This window comes from Streptomyces albicerus (genome assembly GCF_008905045.1).
Lineage (GTDB): Bacteria > Actinomycetota > Actinomycetes > Streptomycetales > Streptomycetaceae > Streptomyces > Streptomyces albicerus.
Genome location: NZ_VWMY01000082.1, coordinates 1 through 23,241, shown reverse-complemented (window position 1 = coordinate 23,241; position 23,241 = coordinate 1). Strand labels below are relative to the sequence as shown.

The 23,241-nt window shown below is 71.3% G+C and carries 26 protein-coding genes, 1 pseudogene and 1 riboswitch; of the genes and pseudogenes, 15 read left to right on the top strand and 12 right to left on the bottom strand.

Annotation, left to right across the window (positions count from 1 at the left end; genetic code table 11):
- Positions 1-175: 175 nt before the first annotated feature.
- Both efeB and GAS53_RS46215 read right to left on the bottom strand, forming a co-directional pair.
- Positions 176-1,387 (bottom strand): iron uptake transporter deferrochelatase/peroxidase subunit, encoded by a 1,212-nt coding sequence (gene efeB, locus GAS53_RS46220; protein WP_151483789.1) that lies wholly within the window; start codon positions 1,385-1,387, stop codon positions 176-178.
- On the bottom strand, positions 1,384-2,631 hold the full coding sequence (locus GAS53_RS46215; protein WP_151483788.1) for an EfeM/EfeO family lipoprotein: 1,248 nt from the start codon (positions 2,629-2,631) through the stop codon (positions 1,384-1,386). Before GAS53_RS46215 ends, efeB begins: the two co-directional genes overlap by 4 nt.
- Before the next feature lie 330 nt (positions 2,632-2,961).
- Between GAS53_RS46215 and GAS53_RS46210 the strand changes: the two genes are divergently transcribed.
- Positions 2,962-3,708, top strand: coding sequence for a hypothetical protein (locus tag GAS53_RS46210; protein WP_192583580.1), 747 nt, complete (start codon positions 2,962-2,964; stop codon positions 3,706-3,708).
- Between the two features lie 107 nt (positions 3,709-3,815).
- Here the strand turns inward: GAS53_RS46210 and GAS53_RS46205 are convergent, their stop codons facing one another.
- From GAS53_RS46205 to GAS53_RS46190, 4 genes are all read right to left on the bottom strand, one after another.
- Positions 3,816-4,277 carry an ATP-binding protein gene (locus tag GAS53_RS46205; RefSeq protein ID WP_151483787.1) on the bottom strand — a complete coding sequence of 154 codons (462 nt, stop codon included), beginning with the start codon at positions 4,275-4,277 and terminating at the stop codon, positions 3,816-3,818.
- 190 nt (positions 4,278-4,467) lie between these two features.
- Positions 4,468-5,046: a GIY-YIG nuclease family protein gene (locus GAS53_RS46200; protein ID WP_151483786.1), complete on the bottom strand. Its 579-nt coding sequence runs from the start codon at positions 5,044-5,046 to the stop codon at positions 4,468-4,470.
- Between the two features lie 57 nt (positions 5,047-5,103).
- Positions 5,104-5,310: a three-helix bundle dimerization domain-containing protein gene (locus GAS53_RS46195; RefSeq protein WP_151483785.1), complete on the bottom strand. Its 207-nt coding sequence runs from the start codon at positions 5,308-5,310 to the stop codon at positions 5,104-5,106.
- A gap of 240 nt (positions 5,311-5,550) precedes the next feature.
- Entirely contained in the window at positions 5,551-7,206 is a 1,656-nt protein-coding gene (locus tag GAS53_RS46190; RefSeq protein ID WP_151483784.1) for a penicillin-binding transpeptidase domain-containing protein, read from the bottom strand.
- A gap of 255 nt (positions 7,207-7,461) precedes the next feature.
- Between GAS53_RS46190 and GAS53_RS46185 the strand changes: the two genes are divergently transcribed.
- Positions 7,462-8,262: an MFS transporter gene (locus GAS53_RS46185; RefSeq protein WP_192583579.1), complete on the top strand. Its 801-nt coding sequence runs from the start codon at positions 7,462-7,464 to the stop codon at positions 8,260-8,262.
- A gap of 28 nt (positions 8,263-8,290) precedes the next feature.
- On the top strand, positions 8,291-8,488 hold the full coding sequence (locus GAS53_RS46180) for a hypothetical protein (RefSeq protein WP_151483783.1): 198 nt from the start codon (positions 8,291-8,293) through the stop codon (positions 8,486-8,488).
- A 59-nt stretch (positions 8,489-8,547) separates the two neighbouring features.
- On the opposite strand, the gene GAS53_RS46175 is transcribed toward GAS53_RS46180, so the two are convergent.
- Positions 8,548-9,384 (bottom strand): phosphatase PAP2 family protein, encoded by an 837-nt coding sequence (locus tag GAS53_RS46175; RefSeq protein ID WP_404829415.1) that lies wholly within the window; start codon positions 9,382-9,384, stop codon positions 8,548-8,550.
- Positions 9,381-10,262 (bottom strand): prolipoprotein diacylglyceryl transferase, encoded by an 882-nt coding sequence (lgt, locus tag GAS53_RS46170; protein WP_151483782.1) that lies wholly within the window; start codon positions 10,260-10,262, stop codon positions 9,381-9,383. Before lgt ends, GAS53_RS46175 begins: the two co-directional genes overlap by 4 nt.
- A 144-nt stretch (positions 10,263-10,406) precedes the next feature.
- On the opposite strand from lgt, the gene GAS53_RS46165 reads away from it, so the two are divergent.
- The 5 genes from GAS53_RS46165 to GAS53_RS46145 all read left to right on the top strand — a co-directional run bounded on the left by GAS53_RS46165 (position 10,407) and on the right by GAS53_RS46145 (position 15,498).
- Positions 10,407-10,904 (top strand): MarR family winged helix-turn-helix transcriptional regulator, encoded by a 498-nt coding sequence (locus GAS53_RS46165; protein ID WP_151483781.1) that lies wholly within the window; start codon positions 10,407-10,409, stop codon positions 10,902-10,904.
- A 1,029-nt stretch (positions 10,905-11,933) separates the two neighbouring features.
- Complete coding sequence (locus GAS53_RS46160) at positions 11,934-13,247, top strand: serine/threonine-protein kinase (RefSeq protein WP_151483780.1); 1,314 nt, start codon at positions 11,934-11,936, stop codon at positions 13,245-13,247.
- A gap of 109 nt (positions 13,248-13,356) precedes the next feature.
- Positions 13,357-14,640, top strand: a complete 1,284-nt coding sequence (locus GAS53_RS46155) for an SLC13 family permease (protein WP_404829416.1) — start codon at positions 13,357-13,359, stop codon at positions 14,638-14,640.
- Positions 14,641-14,665: 25 nt separating this feature from the next.
- Entirely contained in the window at positions 14,666-15,181 is a 516-nt protein-coding gene (locus tag GAS53_RS46150; RefSeq protein WP_151483779.1) for a universal stress protein, read from the top strand.
- 98 nt (positions 15,182-15,279) lie between these two features.
- The gene (locus tag GAS53_RS46145) at positions 15,280-15,498 is read left to right on the top strand and encodes a hypothetical protein (RefSeq protein ID WP_151483778.1); all 219 of its coding nucleotides are present in this window, start codon (positions 15,280-15,282) and stop codon (positions 15,496-15,498) included.
- Between the two features lie 8 nt (positions 15,499-15,506).
- On the opposite strand, the gene GAS53_RS46140 is transcribed toward GAS53_RS46145, so the two are convergent.
- From GAS53_RS46140 to GAS53_RS46120, 4 genes and pseudogenes are all read right to left on the bottom strand, one after another.
- On the bottom strand, positions 15,507-15,926 hold the full coding sequence (locus tag GAS53_RS46140; protein ID WP_151483777.1) for a DoxX family membrane protein: 420 nt from the start codon (positions 15,924-15,926) through the stop codon (positions 15,507-15,509).
- A 583-nt stretch (positions 15,927-16,509) separates the two neighbouring features.
- Positions 16,510-17,196, bottom strand: coding sequence for a hypothetical protein (locus tag GAS53_RS55705; protein WP_192583585.1), 687 nt, complete (start codon positions 17,194-17,196; stop codon positions 16,510-16,512).
- Between the two features lie 62 nt (positions 17,197-17,258).
- Positions 17,259-17,873: pseudogene (locus tag GAS53_RS46130) on the bottom strand (RNA polymerase sigma factor); the annotation flags it as partial.
- Positions 17,874-18,353: 480 nt separating this feature from the next.
- Positions 18,354-18,563, bottom strand: a complete 210-nt coding sequence (locus GAS53_RS46120; RefSeq protein ID WP_151483775.1) for a hypothetical protein — start codon at positions 18,561-18,563, stop codon at positions 18,354-18,356.
- Positions 18,564-19,601: 1,038 nt separating this feature from the next.
- Between GAS53_RS46120 and crcB (GAS53_RS46115) the strand changes: the two genes are divergently transcribed.
- The 7 genes from crcB (GAS53_RS46115) to GAS53_RS57200 form a co-directional block, all read left to right on the top strand.
- Positions 19,602-20,066: a fluoride efflux transporter CrcB gene (gene crcB / locus GAS53_RS46115; RefSeq protein WP_151483796.1), complete on the top strand. Its 465-nt coding sequence runs from the start codon at positions 19,602-19,604 to the stop codon at positions 20,064-20,066.
- Positions 20,063-20,434: a DUF190 domain-containing protein gene (locus tag GAS53_RS46110; RefSeq protein ID WP_151483774.1), complete on the top strand. Its 372-nt coding sequence runs from the start codon at positions 20,063-20,065 to the stop codon at positions 20,432-20,434. Before crcB (GAS53_RS46115) ends, GAS53_RS46110 begins: the two co-directional genes overlap by 4 nt.
- Positions 20,431-20,805 (top strand): fluoride efflux transporter CrcB, encoded by a 375-nt coding sequence (crcB, locus tag GAS53_RS46105; protein ID WP_151483773.1) that lies wholly within the window; start codon positions 20,431-20,433, stop codon positions 20,803-20,805. Before GAS53_RS46110 ends, crcB (GAS53_RS46105) begins: the two co-directional genes overlap by 4 nt.
- A gap of 77 nt (positions 20,806-20,882) precedes the next feature.
- A complete protein-coding gene (locus GAS53_RS46100; protein WP_151483772.1) occupies positions 20,883-21,218 on the top strand; it encodes a DUF190 domain-containing protein in 336 nt (111 codons plus the stop codon).
- A 66-nt stretch (positions 21,219-21,284) separates the two neighbouring features.
- Positions 21,285-21,369: riboswitch (Fluoride riboswitch) on the top strand.
- Positions 21,370-21,392: 23 nt separating this feature from the next.
- A complete protein-coding gene (locus GAS53_RS46095) occupies positions 21,393-21,743 on the top strand; it encodes a DUF2180 family protein (protein WP_318723986.1) in 351 nt (116 codons plus the stop codon).
- A gap of 593 nt (positions 21,744-22,336) precedes the next feature.
- Positions 22,337-22,576 (top strand): hypothetical protein, encoded by a 240-nt coding sequence (locus GAS53_RS46090; protein ID WP_151483770.1) that lies wholly within the window; start codon positions 22,337-22,339, stop codon positions 22,574-22,576.
- Positions 22,577-22,949: 373 nt separating this feature from the next.
- A partial coding sequence (locus GAS53_RS57200) for a hypothetical protein (RefSeq protein ID WP_225859529.1) occupies positions 22,950-23,241 on the top strand: 292 nt, incomplete at its 3' end.

The window sequence follows — 23,241 nt, the reverse complement described above, 5'->3', positions numbered from 1 at the left end:
GCACTGAGTTCCGCTGCCACGGCATGAGTGGTCATGGCATCTACGGCGGGATCCTCGGCCATGCTGGGGGAGCGGCAAGGCGGGTGAGCGAACGGCCGGTCAGGAACGTCCCATGCTCTTTCAGGAATCGCCCATGGTCTTTTGGTCTGTTCTTGACCGGTACGGGTAGGCGGGATCAGGCCAGCATGCCGCGTCCCAGCCAGTCGGACGCATCCCGGACGCCGGGCAGGGCGAAGAAGTAGCCGCCCCCGAACGGGCTGATGTAGTCGACCAGCGGCTCGCCGGCCAGCCGCTTCTGCACGGTCTCAAACTGGCGGGCCAGATCCTGCTGGTAGCAGCAGAACAGCAGGCCCATGTCGAGGTTGCCGTTGGAGTCCAGGCCCCGGTCGTAGTTGTAGCCGCGGCGCAGGATGCGCTGGTCGTCGGTGGCGCCGGTGCGCGGGTTGGCCAGCCGGATGTGGCTGTCCAGCGGGATCACGTCGCCCTTGGGGTCCTGGGCGTAGTGAGGGGTGTCCTTCTCGTGGCGTCCGTCCAGCGGTGCGCCGGTGTCGCGGGCGCGGCCGAACATGCGCTCCTGCTCGGTGAGGGAGACCCGGTCCCAGAACTCCACCAGCATCCGGATCAGCCGTACGACCTGGTAACTGCCGCCGGTTGCCCAGCCGGGCTCGCCGCTGTCGGCGCTCACCCACACCAGGCGGTCCATCTCACGGGTGTCGCGCGCGTTGGGGTTGGCGGTGCCGTCCTTGAAGCCCAGGTGGTTGCGGGGGGTGCCGGAGGGGCGGGGAGGGCTGACGAAGCCGTCCATCCGCCAACGCGCCTGCATGCCTCCGCGGGTGTGCCGGGTGACATCCCGCAGGGCGTGCAGCACGGTGTCCGCACTGTTGGCGCAGAACTGCACGCTCAGGTCGCCGTGGCACCAGGCGGCGTCGAGGCCGTCGTCCGGGAAGGGCGGCATGGCGGTGAGCCGGTGCGGCTTCCGGGCGGCGAGGCCGTAGCGGTCGTCGAAGAGGGAGGCGCCGACGCCGACGGTGAGGGTCAGTCGGTCGGCCGGGCTGTCCGTGCCGAGGGTGCCGGAGTCGGCGGGCGGGGCGGTGATGCCGAGCGCGTCCGGGCTGCCGCCGGTGGTCAGGAAGCGGGCCCGGTCGGTGAGCGTGCGCAGCAGGTCAGTCAGTTCGGCGCGGTTCTCGGCGGTGGTGTCGAAGGAGACGAAGGCGGTGGCGCGCTGCGCCGGGGTGGTGATCCCGGCCTGGTGGCGGCCGTGGAAGGGCACGCTCGCGCTCGTCCGGTCCGGTGCGGCGGTGGCGGCGCCGTGGTCGGCGGCCACGAGTCCGCTGCCGGCCACGGCGGCCGCCCCCGCCAGGAAGCCCCTGCGGCCCACGGTGCTCACGCGGTCCTCCGTACGTCGGTGAGGGCGGCCACGTCCGCGAGCCGCTCGACCAGTTCGCCCAGGTCGGCGTTGACCTTCTCCCGCTGGGCGCGGGTGAGTTCGGCGAGGGGAGTCCAGCGGCCGTCGTGGTCGAAGCCGTCGAGGGTGTGCTGGGCGCGGTCCATCTGTGAGTCGAGCCCGGTGAGGCCTGTGTCGCGGGTCGTCAGCAGTGGGCGCAGATAGCCGAGGAGTACGCGGGTGCCGTCGAGGTTGGCGCGGGCGGTGGCCAGGTTGGTGCCGCTGCCGTAGTCGGTGCGGCCGGTCAGCTCGAACTGCACGGTGTTCTCCAGGATTTCGTGCGCGCGCAGGCCGACGTCGGCCGGGTCCATCCGCTGGGTGGGCCAGCTGTCGCGCAGGGCGTGCACGGCTTCGGCGAGCCGGTCGGCCGGGCCGCGCAGACTTCTTGCCGGCGCGCCGTGCCACAGCCCGTACTCGACCCGGTGGAACCCGGCGAAGTCCTTGTCGTGCACCCCGCCGGAGAGCCCGGCCGTGGTCCCGTTGATCTCCGCGTCGGCGTCACCGAACGTGCCGTAGGCCGCGCCCATCCGCTCGTACACCAGGTGCGCGGGCAGCCAGGCGGCGCGGGCAGCGGCGAGGTCCCCGCGGTCGACGGCATCGCGCAGCACGTCGGTCTTCCGCGCCAGCTCGACCGTGCGGGACTGGATCCACTTCTGGTAGGCCAGCGTGGGCGGGATGAGGTCCTGCTGGGAGACGGGGACGGCGGCCGGGCCGCTCTTCACCGTCCCGCCTCCGGTGATCCGCACGGTGGGCCCGGTGACGGCGTCCGCGTCGTCGGGCAGGCACTTGAAGGCGTACGCGCCGTTGCCGAGGGTCACCGGCATCGGACGCACGGTACCTGGGGCGAGCCCCTCGACTTCGCCATACACCGCGCCCGTCTTGGCGTCGGTGAGATACACCTCGGCCGCCGTGCTGGAGGTGTTGCTCAGGTCGAACACCTGGCGCCCCGGCTCGGGGTCGCTCCAGCCGCGGCCGCAGCCCGAGGTGGCGACCTCGACGGTGGTGTGCCGCAGACCGTCGGCCGCGGCCGACGCGCGCCCGCCCGTCCCGGAGCCTCCTGCCGCCAGTACGCCCGCCGTCACGGCCACGGCGGCCACCAGCGCGCCGCCCGCGAGCAGCAGGGTGCGCCGCCGGGCGGCGCTGCGGGGCGCGGGCACGGCGTCGGTGTCGAGGGTGGCTTCGGGCACGCCGGGCCTCCTGGGAATCGTACGAACGAGGCGGCGCAGATGAGCCTAAGCAGGTCGCAGGGACCCCGACCGCGTTCCTGACCAGGTCCTGACCAGAGGCAAAGCCAGAATTCGTCCGCAGTTCATCCAGCCACCCGTCACGGCCACGGCCGGCGTGGGCGGCCGGTCGCCGGTCTTGTCAGGCGCGGTGGTGGTGTAACTGATCGTCCTGCCGCCAGCCTCACGGAGATAACCCTAGGGCCCAAGGGGTTCAAAGTATCGACGGAGTATGCCAGGGTGTGGATAGTCGCAGGGCAAGGCACCCGGACTATCGATCTATCAGGGGGATTCATGATCCACATCACGCTCGGGGCGATGCGCTACGTCAACCCGAAAGACGACCAGCTGGGCCGTGACCATGTCGGCTGGGACCCGAACATGGGCGACGAGGCCCTGTTCCGCGCCAACCGCGGATGCTGGGTGCTGGGCGAACGGGCCGACCGGGAGCAGTACGCCCTGCTGTCCGCGCAGGGCATCGTGCGCCAGGCGATCGAGATCGACCGCCTGGTTCCGGTATCGGGCGGCCGCCGGGCGATCGAGGGCCGATTCCTTCAGGCCGGGCACCCGGTACACGATGCGTACGTTGAAAAGCCCCAGCCGGTCGAGCCGGCCCGCAACCCGGTGACGTACTTCGAGTCTCCGCACGCGGCCCGCACGTGCGGCTGCGGCTGCGGCGCGCCGGTCACCCTCGGCTGGTTCCTGACCGGGCACGACCAGAAGGCCCTGCACGACCGCGTCGCCAGGATCGGCACGGTCCGCGAGTTCATCGACTGGTTCGACCGCATCTACACCGAGGATGCCCGGACCATGTCGTCCAAGATCGTCTCCATCACTGCGCACGCGAACGACAAGAACACGTGCAGCGCGCACGGAGCCTCGGCGCAGTGCACATCCCTGATCGCCGACGTGGTGCTGAGCGACGCGGGCAGCGAGCACGTGGAATGGGCCGTCTGTGCCCGCTGGCTGGGGGAGAACCCCGACGCGGCAGCCTGGCTGGAAAGCCATCCGGAAGCCGCAGCACGGTTGAACGCTTCCTGATCCCCCTCAGGGGCCGCCTGGCGAACGGCTCGTCCAGCATCTGTCGCCTGGGTCGCGATCCCCTTGACGACGTGCCGTCTCACCCGCAGGCGGCCAGATCGGCCCGATCACATCAGACGGCCGATCGGATTCCCGCCCGGATCGTCGGCCAGCACGATCACGGCCTTCACACGCTTGCCCACCGGTTCGCGCCGCACCTCGAAACTGCGGCAGACCGCCATTGCGATCTCCAGGCCGTGCTGTCCGACGCGCCCCGGGTTGGCCGGGCAGGCCGCCGGCAGCTGCGGATCGCTGTCCCACACACTGATCTCCACGGCACCGTTGACGACCTCCAGGTCCAGCAGGCACGGTCCGGGCGCGTATTTGTAGGCGTTGGTCACCAGCTCGCTGACCACCAGCTCAGCCACGCCCATCGCACGCTCCGACACGGGAAGCCCGTGGTCGGCCTGCACCTCGGTCATGAAACGACGGGCAGCGTGCCGAGCCGCAGCGATTGGCTCAGTGCCGTCCAAGGTCACGGCGGACAAGATCGGGCGGCTGGCCAGCGGCTGGAATTCCTCTTCGCGCATGCCTGAGCCACACCGCCACCCTCGTCCTGAGCAACACGGTCAACGACGCCCGGATACCCCCGAAACAACGCCCCATGCGACTCGGCACGGGTGAGGCGAGTGTACGACCGCGTCACCCGGACACAACCGTCCCTTCGCCCAGGAAGGGCACCACCAGGCGCCCTGGTCGTCCAGATGTGGCCTGCCGCTGTTAAGAAGGCTGTCTCTCGCCGGTGGGGGGCAGTTGATCCGGGCGGGGTCCGGCGCTGGCGTAGTAGAGGGACCGGGCCTGCTTGACGCGGTCCAAGGCGGTGCCCTGATCGGCTCCGTCGACGTTCAGCGGCGGGCGGAGACGGGAGATCAGCGCCGTCTCCAACGGGACGGGATCGGGGTGCTCGCTCCAGGTGAGCGTGAGGTGCCGGTACATCCAGTCGGTGAGGCGCCGCTCGTCCTCGCCGGCCAGGACGACGCGGTCGGTCCAGACGGTGCGGTAACCCTCGGCGGACAGCAGGAGTCCGGCCAGGGTGCGGCGCAAGGTCGAGCGGCCGGAGTCCCTCAGGTGGTTGGAGATGATGCGGGACCGCAGCCGCTTGGCCTTGCCCAGATACAGAAGCCGCAGCGAGGGATCGTCCGGGTTGGCGGGACCGTCGAAGGAGGCCAGTACGTCGACCGGCGCCCACCAGGCGTACAGGCCCGCGGTGGTGGGCAGGTCGGTGACCGCGGTGTCCAGGGTGCGTGGCGCGGCGAGCAGGCGGGTTTCGGCCTGCCGGGCGCTGACGTCGTCGAGCATGCGCGCACCCTAGATGGAACCGGGCGGCGCTGTCAGGGCTTCAGGTGCCGCTGGCCTTCAGCCGGTGCGCTCGGACAGGATGCGGCGGGCCCTGCGTTCCACGAGCACGGGCACGTAGCTGCGAACGGGCACGGTTTCCAGGGACACGCGGGCCGTGGCGACCGCGGCTTCGATCTCGTCGGGTGTGTGGGTGACGCTGTGCGAGGTCGTGAGGTGCTCGGTGACGTGCTGGATGGCGACGTCCTCGTCCAGTTCGATCAGCATGGCTCCCCCTCGTGAGGCCGGGGCTTTCCGAAGGTCTAGGGCAGGGCCCGTCGATAACACCGTTTGGACATTCCTCAACCGCCCCTGATGGCGGCATCGCCGCTGCTGCCGACGGGCCCGATATAAAACGGTAACGGAATAGTTCGGTACCCGATGCAATGCGGCGGTCATGGCCACGCAAATGATTCGCCACCAGTCCAGGAGCCGGTGGCCTGCCACGCTCACCAGGGGCGGGCGCGCCTACCGGGCGGTGAGGAGATCCCGTACGACGTACCCGGCCGAGTCGACGCCCGAGGTGCCGCCCTCCACGAGGGAGGCGACGGCGAGGTCGTCGCCGTAGGCGGTGAGCCAGCCGTTGGTGCCGGTGCCCTCCTCGGCGGTGCCGGTCTTCGCGCCGACGCCGGGCAGGCTGCCCAGGCGGGGGCCGGCGGTGCCGCCGGTGGCGACCGCGCGCATCATGCGCTGGAGGTAGCTCGCGGTGGTGGACGACATCTGGCGCGGCGCGGGCGTCTGGCGCTGGCCGGGCAGGATGACCGGCTGGTGGAAGGCGCCGTCGCGGACGGTGGCCGCCACCGAGGCCATCACCAGCGGGCTGGCCGTGACCTGGCCCTGGCCGATGAACTGGGCCGCCTTGTCCCCGCCCGTCGGGTCGGCGGGGACGGAGGGGTCGCTGGTCTGCACGCCGCCGCCGATCGACCAGCTGCCGAACCCGAAGACGTCCCGGGCCTCGTCGTGCAGGTCGGAGGCGTCGTTGCCGTGGTGGACCAGGTGGTCGAAGCCCTCCTTGACGAAGGCGGTGTTGCAGGACTCGGCGAAGGCTTGCAGGAGGGTGGCCCGGGGATTGGCCGGCACGTCCGCCTCGTTGTGGAAGACCTCTCCGGAGGCGGCCTGCGTCTTGTCGCACGGGGCGGTGCTGTCCGGCGCCATACCGGCGCGGTCGATCAGTGCGGCCGACGTGATGATCTTCATCGTGGAGCCGGGGGCCTTGGCGGCGTTGATCGCGATGTCGCCGTCCGGGCCGGTGTGGGCGAGGGCGCGGATGTGTCCGTCGCGGCGGTCGAGCGCGACCACTCCGGTCGGCTTGCCGCCCAAGTGGCTGTCGTGCACGGCTTGTTCGGCTGCCGCCTGCAGGCCGGCGTCGATCGTGGTCCGCACGGACGGGGCCGTCGGCTTCTTGAAGACCTTGACGGTCGCGGCCGTGGCCCCGGCCGCGTCCGCCACCATCACCCCGCTACCGCTCCTGCCCTTCGCCGTCGCCACGGCGTTCTGTCCGATGGTGCGCACGATCGCCGTCAGCGAGGGGAAGCGTGCACCCGTCAGCTCGGTCTCGCCGTCCCGGGCCAGCGCCCGCACCGCGGAGGCCGACGGTGCGACGGGGCCGAGGTGCAGGCTCTGGCCGTCTTGGAGGCTGGGGTAGAGCACCGACGCGGACCAGCGCACCGTCTGGTGTCCGTGGTCGTCCTGCACGACGTCGAGTGCGCCGGGGTAGGACCAGGTGTCGACCGTGAGGTGGGCCGTCGCCGTGAAGGTCACCCGTATCCCGTTGGTGTGCTGCGGGTCGGGTCCGGACGCGGCGACGTCACTGAACATCAGGGAGCGCAGTTTCAGGCCGTCGCGGTAGGCGTGCAGCGCCCTGCGCGCACGGTCGGGGGCATCCGTGTCGGCGGCCGCGCCCGGGTAACGGGCGGACCCCGCCGCCCAGTCGTCCAGAAAGGTGTGGGCGAACCTCTGGGCCTCGTCGGCGGGCGGTGGCGTGCTCGACTCGACGGTCGGGGTGACGAGCGTGGCGGCGGACGTCCGGGTCCGGCCGTGCGTGAGCGCATAGGCACCGAGCCCTCCCAGGCCGAGGGTGACCGTGCAGGCGCCGATGAGGCCGGTTCTCGTGGCCCTGTTCACAGTCGCACTCCGGAGGTTCGTGGCGATCGGCCGGCATGGCGGACGTCACCGATCGGTCGGTGACCGAATAGTTCGGTAACCGATATAGTACGAGGTGAATCGATCACTCCGCGCAGGAGGTGCCATGTCCGGCCGCACGAGCTCGGCCGCGGTGCGCTCGCCGTGGATCCGGCCGGAGTTCCTGCTCACCGAGCGGGCGCGGCCTGACCGGATCCGCAACCGGCCGAACGCCTGGTGGCTGGCGGTGCTGACCGTATGCCGGGCTTCGACTGGGCGGGGCTGGCCCTGCTGGCCGTCACGACCACGGGATGGCTGCTGGCGCTGTCCACCCTCTCCGGGCTGCCGGTTCCCGGCTGGGCCGCGCTCGTCCTGTTCGTGCTGGCCACCGGGGCCGGCTGGGCCTTCGTCGTACGGCAGCGGCGGGCCCCGGCGCCGCTGCTGGACCTGGCGCTGCTGCGGGTGCGGGCCGTGTCGACGGGCCTGGCCGGGGCGCTGGCCGGCTATCTGGTGCTCTTCGGGCCGCTGGTCCTGGTCCCCGTCGTGCTGGCGCGCGGCGGGGTGTCGACCACCACCGCCGGCCTCGTCCTGACGGCCCTGCCCGCCGGGTTCGCCGTGGCCGCCACCGGCGCCAACCGCGTCCTTCCCCGCGCCATGAGCGACCGGACCCCGTCCGTGCTCGGTACGGGGATCTGCGCCGCCGCCTTGGCCGCGGCGCTCTGCCTGCCGCTCACCCCGGTCGCGCTCGTGCCCCTGCTGGCCGTCCTGGGGCTGGGGCTGGGCACCTTCCTCCCGGCGAACAACGCCATGATCATGGGTGCCGTCCCGGCGGCCAGCTCGGGGACCGGCGGCGGACTGGTCAACATGACCCGTGGCCTGGGCACCGCACTCGGTGTCGCCCTGGTCACCCTCGCCCTGCACCTGGCCGGCGCGGGTGCTGGGCGGTGGGCCGTCCTCGTCCTGCTGGCCGTCGCTCTCGCGGCCGTCGGCGCCGCAGCGGCCGGTCCCGCCGCCGTCCCGCCGGGGCCCCGGCGCCGCGGCGGCCGTGATGAGGCGTGACCCAGCCCCGGGGGATGCGCGGCCGTGGGTGCAGGACATCATCTTGGCTGCCGTTGACCTGGGGGTCACCGTAGGGGCGCTGGCCGCCGGGCTGTTCACCCATCTCCGCTGGCTGGGCGCGTCGGCAGGACTGTGGCTGGTTCTTGGCCTGCGGCAGGGATGGCTGGCGCTGCGTGTCCGTCGATGCGCCGTTCGGCGTGAGATGAACCGGACGCCGCACGGCTGATGAGCGAACGGCTGGATCAGACAGTCCGCCGCAGGGCTACTTCGCCTCTGCCGGGACCGTCACCGCGCAGCCTCGCCGGTCGGCAACCGCAGTGACGGATAGGCCCGGCGTCCGGTGAGCAACTGCTGCAACAGGAAGCCTACACCGAGGGTCGCGGCCCCCGCGGCCGCGTCGGTGACGAAGTGGTTGGCGGTGGCCAGGATGACGGTGAACGTCGCCAGCGGATAGCAGACCCCCAGGACCCGCACCCAGGTGCGGCAGGCCAGGAAGGCCAGCGTCAGGCCGGACCAGGTGGACCAGATGATGTGCACCGAGGGCATGGCGGCGTACTGGTTGGACAGCGACGCCACGTCCCCGGACGCCCAGGAGCCCCAGGTGCGGTGGGTGACCACGGTGTCGATGAAGCCCTGCCCGGTCAGGAAGCGGGGCGGGGCGGTGGCGCAGAACGCGAAGCCGACCAGCGCCAGCAGGGTGGCCGCGTACAGGGCAGTGCGCACCGAGCGGTAGCGGCCGGGGTGGCGGACGTACAGCCACACCAGTACAGCGGCGGTGACGATGAAGTGCAGGGTGGCGTAGTAGTAGTAGTTCATCCCCACGATCAACCAGTCCGCCTTGTCGGCCGCGTGGTTGACCGCCAGCTCGATGTTCAGGTGCAGCTCGCGTTCGGTGCCCAGGATCTCGTGGGCGCGGTGCAGGGCGGCGGTGCGATGGGCGGGCACCGCGTTGCGGGTGAGGGAGTAGGCCCAGTACAGCAGCGCGGTGAAGGCCAGCTCCACCCACAGCCGGGGCCGGGTGACCGGCCGCAGCCGGGCAGGCAACAGCGGGCCGATACGCCACTTCATGTACGGCCGTTCGGTGGCGGCCCGCGCTGCCTCCGCGTCCGGGACGGCCGTCACGACCGCTTCCCGCCGGACACCTCGGCCGGCACCTCTTCCTCACCCTCCGCACCCGGCGGGTACGGCGCGTCGTCGTCCGGGCGCGGGCGGCGGGTGGCGATCAGGTACACCAGCGCGCCGGTGAACAGCACCAGGGAGACCCAGTCGTTCAGCCGCAGGCCCAGGAAGTGGTTGGCGTGGTCGATGCGCAGCGCCTCGATCCAGGCCCGCCCGGCGGTGTAAGCGAGCACGTAGCAGGCGAAGAGCCGTCCCCTGCGCAGCCGTTGGTGCCAGCGGCGGTCGAGGAACAGCAGCAGCGCCATCACGCCCAGGTTCCACAGCGACTCGTACAGGAAGGTGGGGTGGTACAGGGCGATGGTGGAGCTGTCGGCGGGCCGGTTCGCGGGGTCGATGTGCAGCGCCCACGGCAGATCGGTGGGGCGGCCGTACAGCTCCTGGTTGAAGTAGTTGCCCCAGCGGCCGATCGCCTGCGCCAGCACCAGCCCAGGGGCGACGGCGTCGGCGAAGTCGGCGAGCTTGATGCCGCGGCGGCGGCAGCCCAGCCAGGCACCCACCGCGCCGAGCGCGACTGCGCCGGGGATGCCCAGGCCACCGTCCCAGATGTACAGGGCGCGGATGGGCTGCTTGCCGGCGGTGAAGTACAGCTCCGGGTCGGTGATCACGTGGTAGAGGCGGCCGCCGAGGACGCCGAACGGCACCGCCCAGATCGCGATGTCGGCGATGTCCTCCCGGCGGCCGCCCCGGGCCTCCCAGCGGCGGCCGGTCAGCCACACGGCGGTGAAGATGCCGGCCAGGATGCACAGCGCGTACGCGCGGATGGGCACCGGTCCGAGGTGCCACACGCCCTGGGAGGGGCTGGGCAGGTACGCCAGGTTCATGAGCTCGACCGTTCTGCATGCGCGAGGCCCGGCCGCGGGCCGGGGAAGACTCGCCCGACAGTACATCGGACACCGAAGTATTCGGTGGTCGGGCGCTTGTCTTCAGCGGGCAGGTGCAGTCGGGCGGCCCGCTAGTCTTGCCGCATGTCAGCGCAGCTCCGCTCCGAAGTTCCCGCGTCCCGGCCCGCTGCTGAGGCGTCGGACGCCCGGCTGCTCACCGAGGCCGTCACCCGGCTGCGCCGCGCGCTGCGCGCCTCGATCCGCACCGACTACCCCTGGGAAACTCTGCCCATGGCGCAGGTCGAGCTGCTGCAGGTGCTCGGCGAGCACTCACCGGCCCGGATCAGTGACCTTGCCGCCCGTCAGCGCCTGGCCCCCAGCACCGTCAGCGGACTCATCGGCCAGATGATCACCGCGGGCCTGGTCGCCCGCGAGGTCGACCCCGCTGACCGCCGCGCCTCCGTCGTCACCCTCACCGACGCCGGACGCGACCAGCTTGCCGCCTGGACCACGGCCCATGAACGACGCATGGACGCCGCACTCGCTACCCTCGACGAGACCGAGCGCGCCGCCCTCTCGGGCGCCCTGCCTGCCCTGTTCCGGCTCGCCGAGAACCTGGGCGAGCCGCTCGACGACGAGTAGCAAGAGTCGCCTCCCCCCGCAGGGCGGCGCCGAAGGGCCAACAAGCCTTCGCCGCCCGGCGGGACGCGCCACACGAGTTCGTCGGCGTCCGGATGTGCCGACCCGTGGCTGCGCCTGAAGCCGTCCAGTGGTGGCGTGGAGCGGGGACGCGCACCGCACGCCGACTCCGTCACCGGGCAGATGTCATGCGGTAGTTGATGACCTCCTTGAGCGTAGAGGAACGGCGCGCAGAAACGAACAAGGGGGCAGTTTTCCCGTGAACAGGTGATCGTCACTCCAGAGTTCGCATATGGCGCTTCCACGCCCATAAGCAACGCGAACGGCTCTACCCCCGCCCTGACCAGCGATCTCGCTCAGGAAGAGCTACACCCTTTTGCTTGCCCGCCCCCTACTGGTGAGTTCGCGGACAGGTATGGGGGCAGGCTGGAGCTGTGGCCCTGCTGCATCAGCAGCGTTTTGACGTGGACCAGGCGGACTCGGGCAGACGCAGCGCCAGCATGGACACGTCCTGAGACTCCACGTGGGGCGCCGGAGCTGCCGATGCGCGCAGGAGCGAGCCGGCACGGGGGCAACCAGCCCGCTCCTGCGGCCGGCGCCCGCGTACCTCCCCACGAGAGCGGGCGCCTCGACCCTAATGATCGGGTCATTCTCCCCAGCGCACCGGGCCCCTGAAGCGTCACCGGAGTGGGAGATGGTCACGACTCCAACATCCTTGTGAAGGGTGACACTTGAATCCGTCACGACTCAGTCGCGAACCATGAATGTCTCCTGGTCCTCCGGTGGGGGCCTCCTCATGACGGCCGGGCACCGCAGCCTTCCAACCCGCCCCGGGCCCGGTCCTGCGGCAGGGCACTTACACCCGCCGCACACCGGCCCGACGCACAACGATGGATGGCTGCGCCCCGGAAAGCCGCCAGCGCGGGACCGGTACGCTGGGGCCGCTGCGGCACCCCCCACCCTCACCAGCCTTCGCGGTGAGCCACGGCCTGCGGCGGTCGAGACGTCGTACGGCATGAGGATGAGGCACAGGTGCTGATAGCGGGCCGGTACCGGCTGCGGGACGCCATCGGGCGGGGCGCGATGGGGGAGGTCTGGCGGGCGGACGACGAGACGCTCGGCCGACCGGTGGCCGTGAAGCTCCTGCTTCCCCAGGACTCCGACCCCACCGCCGCCTCGCGGTTCCGTCTGGAGGCGCAGACCGCCGGCCGCCTCAGCCACCCGCATGTGGTCGGCGTCCTCGACTTCGGCGAGTACGAGGACCGGCTGTTCCTGGTGATGGAGCTGGTCGAGGGCGACAGCCTCGCCCGGCTGCTCGCCGTCTCCGGTCCGCTGCCCGCCGAGCGGGTGGCCCGCCTCGCCGCCGAGGCCGCCGCCGGGCTGGCCGCCGCGCACCGGCAGGGCATCGTCCACCGGGACATCAAGCCCGCCAACCTCCTGCTGGACGCCGACGGCACCCTGAAGATCGGCGACTTCGGCATCGCCCGCTTCATCGACGACCCCGGCGCCGCCCTCACCGCCACCGGGCAGATCGTCGGTACCAGCCTCTACCTCGCACCCGAGCGTGCACTGGGCCGACCTGCCGAACCTGCCTCGGACATCTATGCGTTGGGCTGCCTGCTCTACCAACTCCTCACCGGCCGACCACCGTTCCAGGCAGACACCGCGCTCGCGATCCTCCACCAGCACCTCGACGCCACCCCCGTGCCGCCCCGGCAGTTCGGCGCGAATCTCCCGCCCGCCTTCGAGAGCTACCTGCTCGGCCTGCTGGCCAAGGAGCCCGAGGATCGGCCCACGGCCGAGGAAGTGGCCGACTGGTTCGCGCGCGGAGCCTGGCGCGGGATGCCAGAACCCCTGCCGAGCGAATATCACGACCGCAGCCGCCCGGGCGGGCCGCCCGTCACCGGCTCGGGTGCCGCCGCCCCTGCAGCTTCCGCTCCCACCGCCCCCGCAGCGGGCGTCTTCGTCCCGGTGGCGGACACCGAGTGGAAGACGAGCGTGCACCGGGCCGCGCCCAGCCGCTCGCGCCTGCCGTTCCTCCGCCGTTCCCGACCGGTGGCTGTGCTGGGCGGCGCCGCCCTGTTCACCGTGGCGCTGCTCGTGGGCCTGGCCTGGTTCTCGCCCGGCACCGGCTCGGCGCAGGGCCCTCGGACCGGGCCGTCCACGAGCACGACCCCCGCCACGTCCCCGTCTTCCACACCGGCCGGCACCGTTTCCTCACCCACGTCCACGCCGTCGCTCTCCTCATCCCCGGCGCAGCCCGCCAGCGAGGAGACGGAGAAGGCGACCGACGCCAAGCCGAGCCCCAAGAAGGCCGACAGGCACGGAGGCAAGGGAAAGCACTGACCGAAGCCCGGGGCCCGGGGTCCTCGCACGGTCTGCCGTGCGCGTCTGACCCGGGCCTTACACGGGAGTGCGACCCTTGAGCGTCGCCGACCACGTGGCCTCGACCGGCCTGCCTGGCGCGGGAGGAAGCCCGCTGAGTACCACCGTCGTCTTGGAGACCGTCTCGGTCGCCCTGCTGCTGGGCGTGCTGGCCTTCGCCGTCGTACGCCCCCGGGGCTGGCCCGAGGCGGCGGCCGCCGTGCCCGCCGCCGCCCTGGCCGTGGCATCGGGGGCCGTGTCGCCGCACGACGCGTGGGAGCAGACGCGCAGTCTGCTGCCGGTCGTCGGCTTCCTCGCCCTGGTCCTCGTGCTGGCCCAACTGTGCGCGGACGAGGGCCTGTTCGAGGCGGCCGGGGCGGCCGTGGCCCGCTGGTGCGGGGGCAGTCCGCGGCTGCTGCTGGCCGGGGTGTTCGCCGTGGCCTGCGCGATCACGGCCGTGCTCAGCCTGGACGCCACGGTCGTCCTGCTCACCCCCGTCGTCTTCGCCACCGCCGCCCGGGCCGCCGCAAGGGCGCGTCCGCACGTGTACGCCACCGCGCACCTGGCGAACTCCGCCTCCCTCCTCCTGCCGGTCTCCAACCTGACCAACCTGCTGGCGTTCACCGCCAGCGGCCTGACCTTCACCCGGTTCGCGGTGCTGATGGTGCTGCCGTGGCTGGCCGCGGTCGCCGTCGAGTACGCCGCCTTCCGCCGCTACTTCCGCGCCGACCTCGCCACACCCACCAAGCCCGGCACCCCTGAGAAGGGTCCGGGCGTACCGGTGTTCACGCTCGCCGTCCTCGCCCTGACGCTTGCCGGGTTCGCCGTGACCTCCTTCGCCGGGCTGGAGCCGGCGTGGGCGGCGCTCAGCGGGGTGCTGGTGCTCGGCGGGCGGGCGCTCGGGCAGCGCCGTACGACGGCCCGGGAGCTGGTCGGCGCCGCCGCCCCGCTGTTCTGCCTGTTCGTGCTCGCCCTCGGCGTCGTGGTCAAGGGCGTGGTGGACCACGGCCTGGACACCGGGCTCGGCCACCTGCTGCCGGACGGGACCTCGCTGCCGGCACTGCTCGGCGTGGCAGTGGTGGCCGCGGTGCTGGCCAACGTCATCAACAACCTGCCCGCTGTCCTGGCGCTGCTCCCGCTGACCGCACCCGGCGGTCCCGGCACCGTCCTCGCGGTGCTGATCGGTGTGAACCTGGGCCCCAACCTCACCTACGTCGGCTCGCTGGCCACCCTGCTGTGGCGGCGCATCCTGCACCAGCACGACACCCGGGCCGACCTCGGCCACTTCACCCGGCTCGGCCTGATCACCGTACCGGCCACGATGTTTGCCTCCACCGTGGCGTTGTGGGGGATGCTGCACACCATCGGCACCTGAACCAGCCCCAGCCCCGGAGCCGCCCATGAGCGTCGTCGTCTGGATCACCGAGAGCACATGGCCCGCCTGCGTGGACGCCGCGCACGCCCGCACGGCCGAGGGCGAGGAGATCGTGCTGCTGTACGTGTACGACGAGGCGGTCGCCGAGACCGCGCACGGCGCGTTCGCCGGCCTGCTCGGCCGCGGCCATCCCGAACGGGATCCCGGCACCCGGGTGGAACAGTTGGCAGCCGCCTCGGCCCGGCAACTGCTGCAGATCGCCGCCGACCGCCTGGGACGCCCCTGCACCCGCATGGAGCGCACCGGACGCGTCGAACGCGAGGTCGTCATCACGACACAGGGCGCGGACCTGCTTATCTGCGCCCGCGACGGCGACCCCACCCGCCCCGGCCCGCACAGCCTCGGCCCCGCCGCCCGCTTCGTCGTCGACCACGCCCCCTGCCCCGTCCTCCTCATCTGGCCGGCCGAGCCACCGAGCACCACACTGCCCCCACCCCCGCCGCTGCCTCCGCACTCGCCTGAGCACGGCCACCGACCTTGAACTCGCACCATTCGGCGGCTCGGGGCCGTGGACCGCGCAGGGAGGATCCGCAGGTCGGCGTACTGCGCGTCGGCCTCTTCAGGGTGCATGGTGGTGCCATGGACAGGCGTCCTCCCGTGGTGGTGCTGCCACCCGCGTCGGACGGCGGACGGCGGGTGACGATCCACGGCGAGCGCATGGGCACCGCGTACAGCCTGTTCGACGTGCTGGACTTCCTGCACCAGGCGGGCCTGCCCGCCGAGGACACCGCCGTCGACGACCCCACGCTGATTGAGTGGCGCGGCGGCGGACCGTACGACTGGAACAACATGGCCTGACGGCGGCCTCAGCCGATGTCGAACAGTGGGCCCGTGAGGGTCAGCCCCAGGTCGCTGCCCGCGTGCGCGAGGAGCGCGAACAGCATCAGGGACGCGCCGGCCAGTGCCGTGTCCTTCTGGAACTGGACCTGCTCCATCTGCCGGGCCTGCGGGTCGCTCTCCCTCCAGAACGCGTGCATGAGCAGCGCGGTCGGCGCCAGGAAGACGACCAGCAGCAGCGCGCCCAGGTCGGCCCAGACCCCGAGCAGCACGCTCAGGCCGCCGATGAGCAGCAGCAGGCCGCTGCCGACGGCGGCCGCCACGGCCGCGGGCACGCCCCGGGAGGCGGCATACCCGGCCATAACCTGCGTCCGGGTGAGGTGGCCGACGGCCGAACCAAGGAAGAGCGCCCCGAAGAGGATGCGGCCGATGAGTACCAGGACGTCCATGACGACCTCCAGTGCGGTGCTGTTGAAACAGAAACCGCCTCCCTCCAGGCTACGCGCGGGCGGTGGGTGGTCATCGTTTCGGCTTGGGCTTGCCCGCCTTCTTACTGGTCGGCGTCGAGGCCTAAGCCTTCCGGGAAGTCGAGGATGGGCCTGCTCACGCACTCGGCCGCTGCACTGGGCGGACTGGTCGTCGGCGTCCTCATCCGCGTGGCGGGATCGGGGGGCGACGAAACGGCCGCGCCCCCGAACCGACAGCCACCGTCACCAAGACCGCCACTGCAACGGCCACCGAGACGGCGACTTCTACGTCCAGCCCTAGGGAGACTGAGGAAGTAGATCCACTAGGAGTTCCGGTCCTTGGGGGCACTGGACACGAGTCCACCACGTGAACCGGGCACGACGGCTGGCCTACGTCTGGCGTGCAGGGGGGAACCAGCCTGCCCCTGCACGTTGGAGCCCGCTGCCCCCTCCACAGAGGGCAGGCCCCTCGACCCTCATGATCGGGTCGCTTCCTACAGCGCACTGCGGCTCCGCTGTGTCACACGTGATCGTGCCAGGCGGGCCAAGGGCCGTGTGAAGGCGGTTACGGCTTGGTGACCTTGGCCTTCTTCTCGGCTTTCGTGGCTTCCTCGGCCTTGCCCTGCTTCTTTCCTACGGTCCGCGCCAACTGCTCGGCGCAGTACGCGGCGACGTTCTTCTCGCCGCCCGCGGCCTCGACGAGCTGCTGCCAGGCCGTCGCGTCCAGCGCCTTGCCGCGGCCCTTGACCTTCTCGTAGGCGCGGCAGTGGGCCTTGGTGTCCTGGGCGGTGGCCGGGTGGTCCGGCGTGGCGGAGGCGCCGGGGGTGCGGGAGGCGGCCGGAGGCGCCCCCGCGCCTGCCCGGCTGGAGGCGCTGGCCGACGGTTGCGACGGCTTCTGGTCCCTGTGGCCGTCGTCCGACGAGCGGACGACGCCGATCGCCGCCACCGCGACGCCGCTCAGGGTGAGGCTGGCCAGGGACAGCGCCACGGCGGCCCGCGCCGAGTGCCAGGCCCGCCGCTGCACGCGCGGCCGCCAGTCGTCCCGGCGCCGGGTACGCGCCCGGTGTGTCCCGGCGTCCCGGGCTGCCCGGAACGCGGCCACCGCCCGCTGCTCGCCCTCGGGGTCGGCACCAGCCTCGGGCAGCGCGGCGAGCAGCGCCTCCAGTGCGGCGCCCTCCGGTCCGGACGCGGCATCGCGGGGGTGCACGCGCCGACGGCCGGGGGCACCGCCGTCACTGTGCCGTTCACCCATGCCCGCATCCATCCCGTTCCCGCATCCATCCCTGTCCGACGGTCGGCCGCCGTTGCCGCTCGTGTCGATTCCCCCAGCGTCCAGGGAACCTCCTGCGTCACACCTCCGACACCGAGCCGGCGGGCGAGGCGCTTCAGCCCCCGGCACCCGGCGGTCCGCACCGCGCCGGGGCGCTTGCCGAGGACGCGCGCGGCGGCGGAGCCATCGAGGCCGACGACGACACGCAGTAGCACGGCCTCGGCCTGGTCCTGCGGCAGCCCGCGGACCAATTCCAGGGCGTACTCGGTGGAGATGGACTCCAGAGCCTGGTCGTGCGTGCTGTGCGGGCGCGGCAGGTCCCGTACGTCCTGCTCGAGCGCCCACGACCTGGGCCGTACCTTCTGGCGGCGCAGATGGTCCAGCGCCCGGTGCCGGGCGATGGTCGCGGTCCACCCGCGGAACCCGGCCCCGTCGCCCTTGAACCGCCCCATATCCCGGGCGATCTCCAGCCAGGCATCCGACGCCACGTCCTCGGCTTCGTCTCCGACGAGCCCGCGCAGATACCCGAGCAGTCCGGGCTGCACCAGTCGGTAGGCGACCGCGAAGGCGGCCTCGTCGCCTTCCTGGGCCCGCGCGACAGCCGAGCCTAATTCGCCGTCGTCCGCGTGCACGTGGCGGGGTTCCCCTCGTATGCCCAACACTGTCCTCGTTCGTGCCGAGTGCGTAGCGAGCCTTGACGAACTCGCACCGTGGGACACGACGGGAACCCCCCCCACGCCCCCACGGTCATCAGCGCCAGGTCTCACAGAAGTGTCACAGCCCCTCAGGAGCCCCTCCGCTCACAAGACGTCAGGGTCCGTCGGGCGCCTCTCCGGTCGCGTGGTCTCTCGCCCGATCCGGCCCTGGCCGCTGTGGGCTTGACCGCCGGCCGGCGTCACCCCCGGGTCCCGGTCTCGTGCAGTCGGGTGCGGCGTTGCCCTCAGGTACCGCGGGGCGGCTGGACAGATCGTTCGACGACGGGGGAACAAGCAGGCAAAGCTCCTGGCAGAGACGGGTGACCTTGGTCAAGAACCCGCTGCTGCCAGGAGCTTTGCCTTTACGTACTGCCTGAATCCGCCAACGCCCCAACCGCACCGTCCGGTTGGGAGGGGCTCACCGGCTGGAGTTCGCGCTGTGGATCAGAGGGAGGCGCTGACGCTGGCGTGGTTGTACTGGCCGGCGGCGCCCAGGACCTCGTTCTTGACGGCGTCGATCTGGGCCAGGACATCTGTGTCGCTGACCGCCGTGGGGCCGACGACGAGGCTGGCGTGCGGGTTCAGGCCGCCGGAGACGTTGTCGAGCTCGGCGTCGGAGATCTCGACGGTCTCAACCTGGGGAGCGGAGTTCATGATGAAACTTCCCTTCGTATGGATGATCTACAAGGGGGGGCGGCCCCGCTGGGGACATAGCGGGCCTCGACCGCAGGCGTGCGACCCCGTTTCCGGAGACCTTCGCACGACCCCTGCGGCGCAAAGGATCAAAGCACGGAGCACGCCGGGCAACCAATCAACCGGAGTACACCCCCAGGAAGTTGAACGAACAGGCTGCGCATCCGTGCAGGCTTACACGCGACTTGAGGACAACTTCTCCACATGCCATGCCGCGTGGCACCGGGACCAGGCTGATATTGCGACCACGCTTTCGAACGGGACACTCCGCACCAACAGAGCGTCATGCGGCAGACACTTGTGCAGATCCATCGCGCACCGCGTCGCGGTTGCGCATTCGATGTGCAGATTCACTGAAGCCGGAATACCCCTCCGCCTCGGACGCTGACCGGTGTCGATCGATGGCAGACCGTATGCTCAGCTCAGGACGGCGTAGGCCGAGCGCGAGGACGTGGCCTGCGGGCGACGGTGCGGACCACCGGAGATTCGCCTTGTGTCCGACGACCTTTGAGGGCGGGGAACGTGTTCGCGCGACAGTCGTCGGTAGAACTCGGGACAGGCCGCGGACTCTACGAAGTCGGCAGCTCAGACGGTCGGGTCCAGCACCGTCGCCGCCGCGCAGGGCGCGCTGCTTGCTGCCCGCCCACTGCATCAGCCAAGGGCTCCACCGACCGGGACCGTCCGCACGTTCCGGCCGACCAGGAAGGCCCGCGCCCCCGATGAGGTGATCCCTGCCCCGCCGTACATCACGTCCGTCAATGGACGTGACCGACGGCACCGTGCGGCCATAACCGGCGGACCCCACGGGCTCACCAGGAGGGCGCCAGAGAGACCGGGTAGGCTTTGTGGCAACGGTGATCTCCGGACGCCGTACGGCGGTGGGGCCCACCGTCCCCAACCGCGGCGATGACGCCGCCAACGGTCCCTACTTGCGATGACGCGCACCCGCGACCTGCGCCCGGCGAGTAGGAGACGTACATGGGAGAGACCCGCCCCGGCATGCTGAACGAACCCGTCGACCCCGACGTGGACCTCCACATCCCCGCCCAACGCAAAGCACTCCGCCACGGGCAGGGCCCGGTCGTCGCCGTCGTGGCCCTCGGAGGAGCCGTCGGGGCCAGCGCACGCTACGGCGCGTCCCTGCTGTGGCCGACGACCGCCGGCACCTTCCCCTGGACGACTCTGCTCGTGAACACCATCGGCTGCGCGATCATCGGCGCCTTCATGGTGGTGATCACCGACGTGTGGGCCGCCCACCGGCTCGTACGCCCCTTCCTCGGCACCGGTGTCCTCGGCGGCTTCACCACCTTCTCCACGTACGCCGTGGACATCCAGCACCTGGTCGACGACGGCGACGCCCGCACCGGACTGGCCTATCTGGCCCTGACCTTGCTCGCCGCCCTGGCAGCCGTCTGGACCGCGGCGAACCTGACCCGCCGCGTCATCGAGTGGAGGCAGCGATGAGGCTGACCGGCCCCGCAATGCGCGTCACCGTCTTTATCGGAGAGAACGACACCTGGCAGCACACGCCGCTCTACACGGAGATCGTGCACCGGGCGCACAAGGCGGGCCTGGCCGGCGCCTCGGTCTTCCGCGGCATCGAGGGCTTCGGCGCCTCCTCCCTCATCCACACCAGCCGCCTGCTGTCCCTGAGCGAAGACCTGCCGGTCGCCATCGTCATCGTCGACACCGACGACCGCATCCGCGCCTTCCTCCCACAGCTCGACGAACTCGTCACCGAGGGCCTGGTGATCCTCGACGACTGCGAGGTCATCCGATGCACGGGCCGAGACAAGAACACCAGCGACAGCAACGGGTTGGAGGAGCGGTGAACTGGGTGCTGGTGATCGCCGGGGCGATGGTCGGCGCACCGCTGCGTTATCTCACCGACCGCACGGTGCAGTCCAAGCACGACACCGTCTTTCCCTGGGGCACCTTCGCCGTCAACGTCGTCGGCTGCCTGGTGCTCGGCCTGGTCACCGGCGCGGTCACTGCCGGGGCCGCCTCGTCCCAGGTCCAACTCCTGCTCGGCACCGGACTGTGCGGCGCCCTCACGACGTACTCCACGTTCTCGTACGAGACACTGCGCCTGGCCGAGGACGGAGCGCGCTTCTACGCCGGGGCCAACGTCGTGGCGAGCGTCGTCGCGGGACTCGGCGCCGCCTTCACCGGCGCCGCGTTCGCCCAAGCCCTGTGGGGATAGCGCCCGTTGCGCGCCCCCTCCCGGCCACACCTCACAACCATTAGTGTGATGGGCGTCACGTCGGCGTGGAGGTGGGCATGCTGCGATCCGGGCCGGCGGCACGCCTGACCATCCATCTGCCGAGCACGGCGCTGTGGCATCACAAGCCCGTCTATGCCGAGATCGTGCGCCGCGCACACCGGGCGGGCCTCGCGGGAGCCAGTGTCCTCCACGGCGTCGAGGGCTACGGCATCCACCTGCGCATCCATCAGGACCACCCGTCCCGCCTGCTGGCGCACGGCCCCTGTGCGGTGGTGATCGTCGATGACGAAGGACGTGTACGCGCGTTCCTGGCCGACCTCGAAGACGTGCTTGCCGTCACCGGCGTCGCCATCATCGACCGGGTGGAGGTGTACTGCCCCGGAGGGCGATGACCGGGCGTAGCAAGCCGAGCGTTCTCGCGGTGGGCGTCTTGACCGGTGGCCCGCGCCGGTGTTCACTCGGATCCTGGCGATGGATCCCGCCTGGGCCGCAGATCGTTTCGGCCCGAACCGCCCATCCGGGGCTGATGGTTCCTGACCACGGTCAGGAGTGCATGCCTTCCGGAGGTGAGCAGGTGGAGCCGGCCCCTCACACCACACCGATCTCTTTGCCGTCTCCCGTGCCGTCATGCGGCCGTGACCGACGCGACCCGGCGCAACAGCCGCCGTCCTCGCGTGCGTCCACGCCCTCGACGGGAACGGAGCGCGGCGTTGAACTGCTACGACTGCCAGACCCACGACCAGCCTACGACCGCCGTCGCCACCTGCAGTGCTTGCGGCGCAGGCATCTGTCACGACCACGCACGGGCTGTGCCGCACACCCTGCACCGCCTCACCGGCATGGGCGTCGCCACCAAGCCCCGCACCGCCCGGCGTCTGCTGTGCGGCACGTGTGCGGCGGCGGAGACCAGTGCCTAGCACGCAGTTCGGGGCCAGCTCTCGTCACGTGCTGCCGAGTCGTCTCTTTCCGGACGCCTCCGCGCACTGGCGCTTCGCAGACGGAAGGCAAACAGACGGGGACAGGAGCCGTGCCCATGGCGGGCTCCCGCGACTTCTGTCCCACGCCCTTCCGGCGGGTCCCGCCGAGGCGACCACCCGCGCGCCCCGGTCGCCGAGAAGAGCGCCGCGCAGGTGCGCCGTTCGAGAGGACGGCGCGCCCACGTGGCAACTGGATGTTGTTCAAGATCCTCAAACCCCACCGGTTGGTGTTCCAGAACCCGCCACTCGCATCCGCCACGAGGACATCCGCAACGTCCACAGAGTGTGGAGATCAGCGCGCTTCGGGAAGGGCTCGGTGACGAAGATGTCACCCGGGCAGCCCTCGGCGCTGATCGCCTTCCATGCCATGACCGCACCTGATCTCCGGCGCCTGTGGCTCACCGATGTCCGCGACGGCCGCCTGTTCTTGAACGGGCAGCCGATCCCGTTCGTCGTGTACAGGGTGCGGGGGCCTGCTTGGCGCCGCCGAAGTCGAGGCTAGGTATCGACGCCGCCGTCTCGGGCCAGGCCCCGTGCCGGTCGACTGGGTCGAAGTCGCTGATGCGGACGAGGCCGCCCTGCGAGGGATGACCGGCTCGCCGACCCTGCCGTTGGCCGGCAGCGACCCATTCGCCCCAGAGGGCCTCCAGCCGAGTCTGTCCTGCCGGCTCTACCGCCACACGGACGGCACCACCAACAGCACCCCGTCCGTCGCCGACCTGCACCGCGTCCTGACCGAGGGCGGTCCGGCCGACACCACCAGGAAGGGGTGAGAAGTCGCACAGGAAGCCGCATCGAGGGCATGAGGGCTGCTCTGGAAGCAGGCCCACCGGCCCTCGACGCCCTGAGGCTCACGCCTGGGAAACGACCCGGTCCCGCTCCAGGCGCTCGCGCAGCGTCCGCACGAACTCCTCCGCCCGTGCCAGATGGACGCGCAGCTTGGCCACCTGCCGCCCTGCTGAGCTGCAGTGATCCGCGGTGTCTCTTTCGGGGTCAGCTGTCTTCTGTCTGAGGGTCTTGGCCCATCTCGAAGGCTATTCCGACTTCGAGGTGTGCAGTTCCCCCGAAGACGGTTGCCTGGCTGGCTGGTTCGGTCCCAGGCTGGATGTCATGACCCGCCTCGGCGCTCGTGGATGGAGGCAGCACGTGGCCAAGGACTGTTCCTCCCGTAACGCCCGCTGCTCGTCCTGCCTGCGCTGCGGGCGCCGCCCGTGCACCCGGTGGCAGGGGCCGCGCCACGTCGTGTGGCTGGGCCGCACCGTGCTCACCTACCGCGGCTGCCTGCGCTGGTCGGCCGCGGCAGCCATCGCGGCGGCCGGATTGCTGATCGGTGGGGGTCTCGCCGGCGTACTAGGGCCTGTGTGGCGTTGTGATCAGCCGGTTGCCTTCAGAAGGTCGTTGATCCAGATCATCGAGGCGCGGAGGTGGAGGCCGGCGA

Coding starts and splice junctions, on each gene's coding strand:
- GAS53_RS46140 (WP_151483777.1), bottom strand. CDS start 15,926: ATGGACGTCCTGGTACTCATCGGCCGCATCCTCTTCGGGGCGCTCTTC.
- GAS53_RS55705 (WP_192583585.1), bottom strand. CDS start 17,196: ATGGGTGAACGGCACAGTGACGGCGGTGCCCCCGGCCGTCGGCGCGTG.
- GAS53_RS46110 (WP_151483774.1), top strand. CDS start 20,063: ATGAGGCTGACCGGCCCCGCAATGCGCGTCACCGTCTTTATCGGAGAG.
- GAS53_RS46100 (WP_151483772.1), top strand. CDS start 20,883: ATGCTGCGATCCGGGCCGGCGGCACGCCTGACCATCCATCTGCCGAGC.
- GAS53_RS46165 (WP_151483781.1), top strand. CDS start 10,407: ATGTCAGCGCAGCTCCGCTCCGAAGTTCCCGCGTCCCGGCCCGCTGCT.
- GAS53_RS46145 (WP_151483778.1), top strand. CDS start 15,280: ATGGACAGGCGTCCTCCCGTGGTGGTGCTGCCACCCGCGTCGGACGGC.
- lgt (WP_151483782.1), bottom strand. CDS start 10,262: ATGAACCTGGCGTACCTGCCCAGCCCCTCCCAGGGCGTGTGGCACCTC.
- GAS53_RS46205 (WP_151483787.1), bottom strand. CDS start 4,277: ATGCGCGAAGAGGAATTCCAGCCGCTGGCCAGCCGCCCGATCTTGTCC.
- GAS53_RS46185 (WP_192583579.1), top strand. CDS start 7,462: ATGCCGGGCTTCGACTGGGCGGGGCTGGCCCTGCTGGCCGTCACGACC.
- GAS53_RS46210 (WP_192583580.1), top strand. CDS start 2,962: ATGATCCACATCACGCTCGGGGCGATGCGCTACGTCAACCCGAAAGAC.
- GAS53_RS46120 (WP_151483775.1), bottom strand. CDS start 18,563: ATGAACTCCGCTCCCCAGGTTGAGACCGTCGAGATCTCCGACGCCGAG.
- GAS53_RS46195 (WP_151483785.1), bottom strand. CDS start 5,310: ATGCTGATCGAACTGGACGAGGACGTCGCCATCCAGCACGTCACCGAG.
- crcB (WP_151483796.1), top strand. CDS start 19,602: ATGCTGAACGAACCCGTCGACCCCGACGTGGACCTCCACATCCCCGCC.
- GAS53_RS46200 (WP_151483786.1), bottom strand. CDS start 5,046: ATGCTCGACGACGTCAGCGCCCGGCAGGCCGAAACCCGCCTGCTCGCC.
- GAS53_RS46150 (WP_151483779.1), top strand. CDS start 14,666: ATGAGCGTCGTCGTCTGGATCACCGAGAGCACATGGCCCGCCTGCGTG.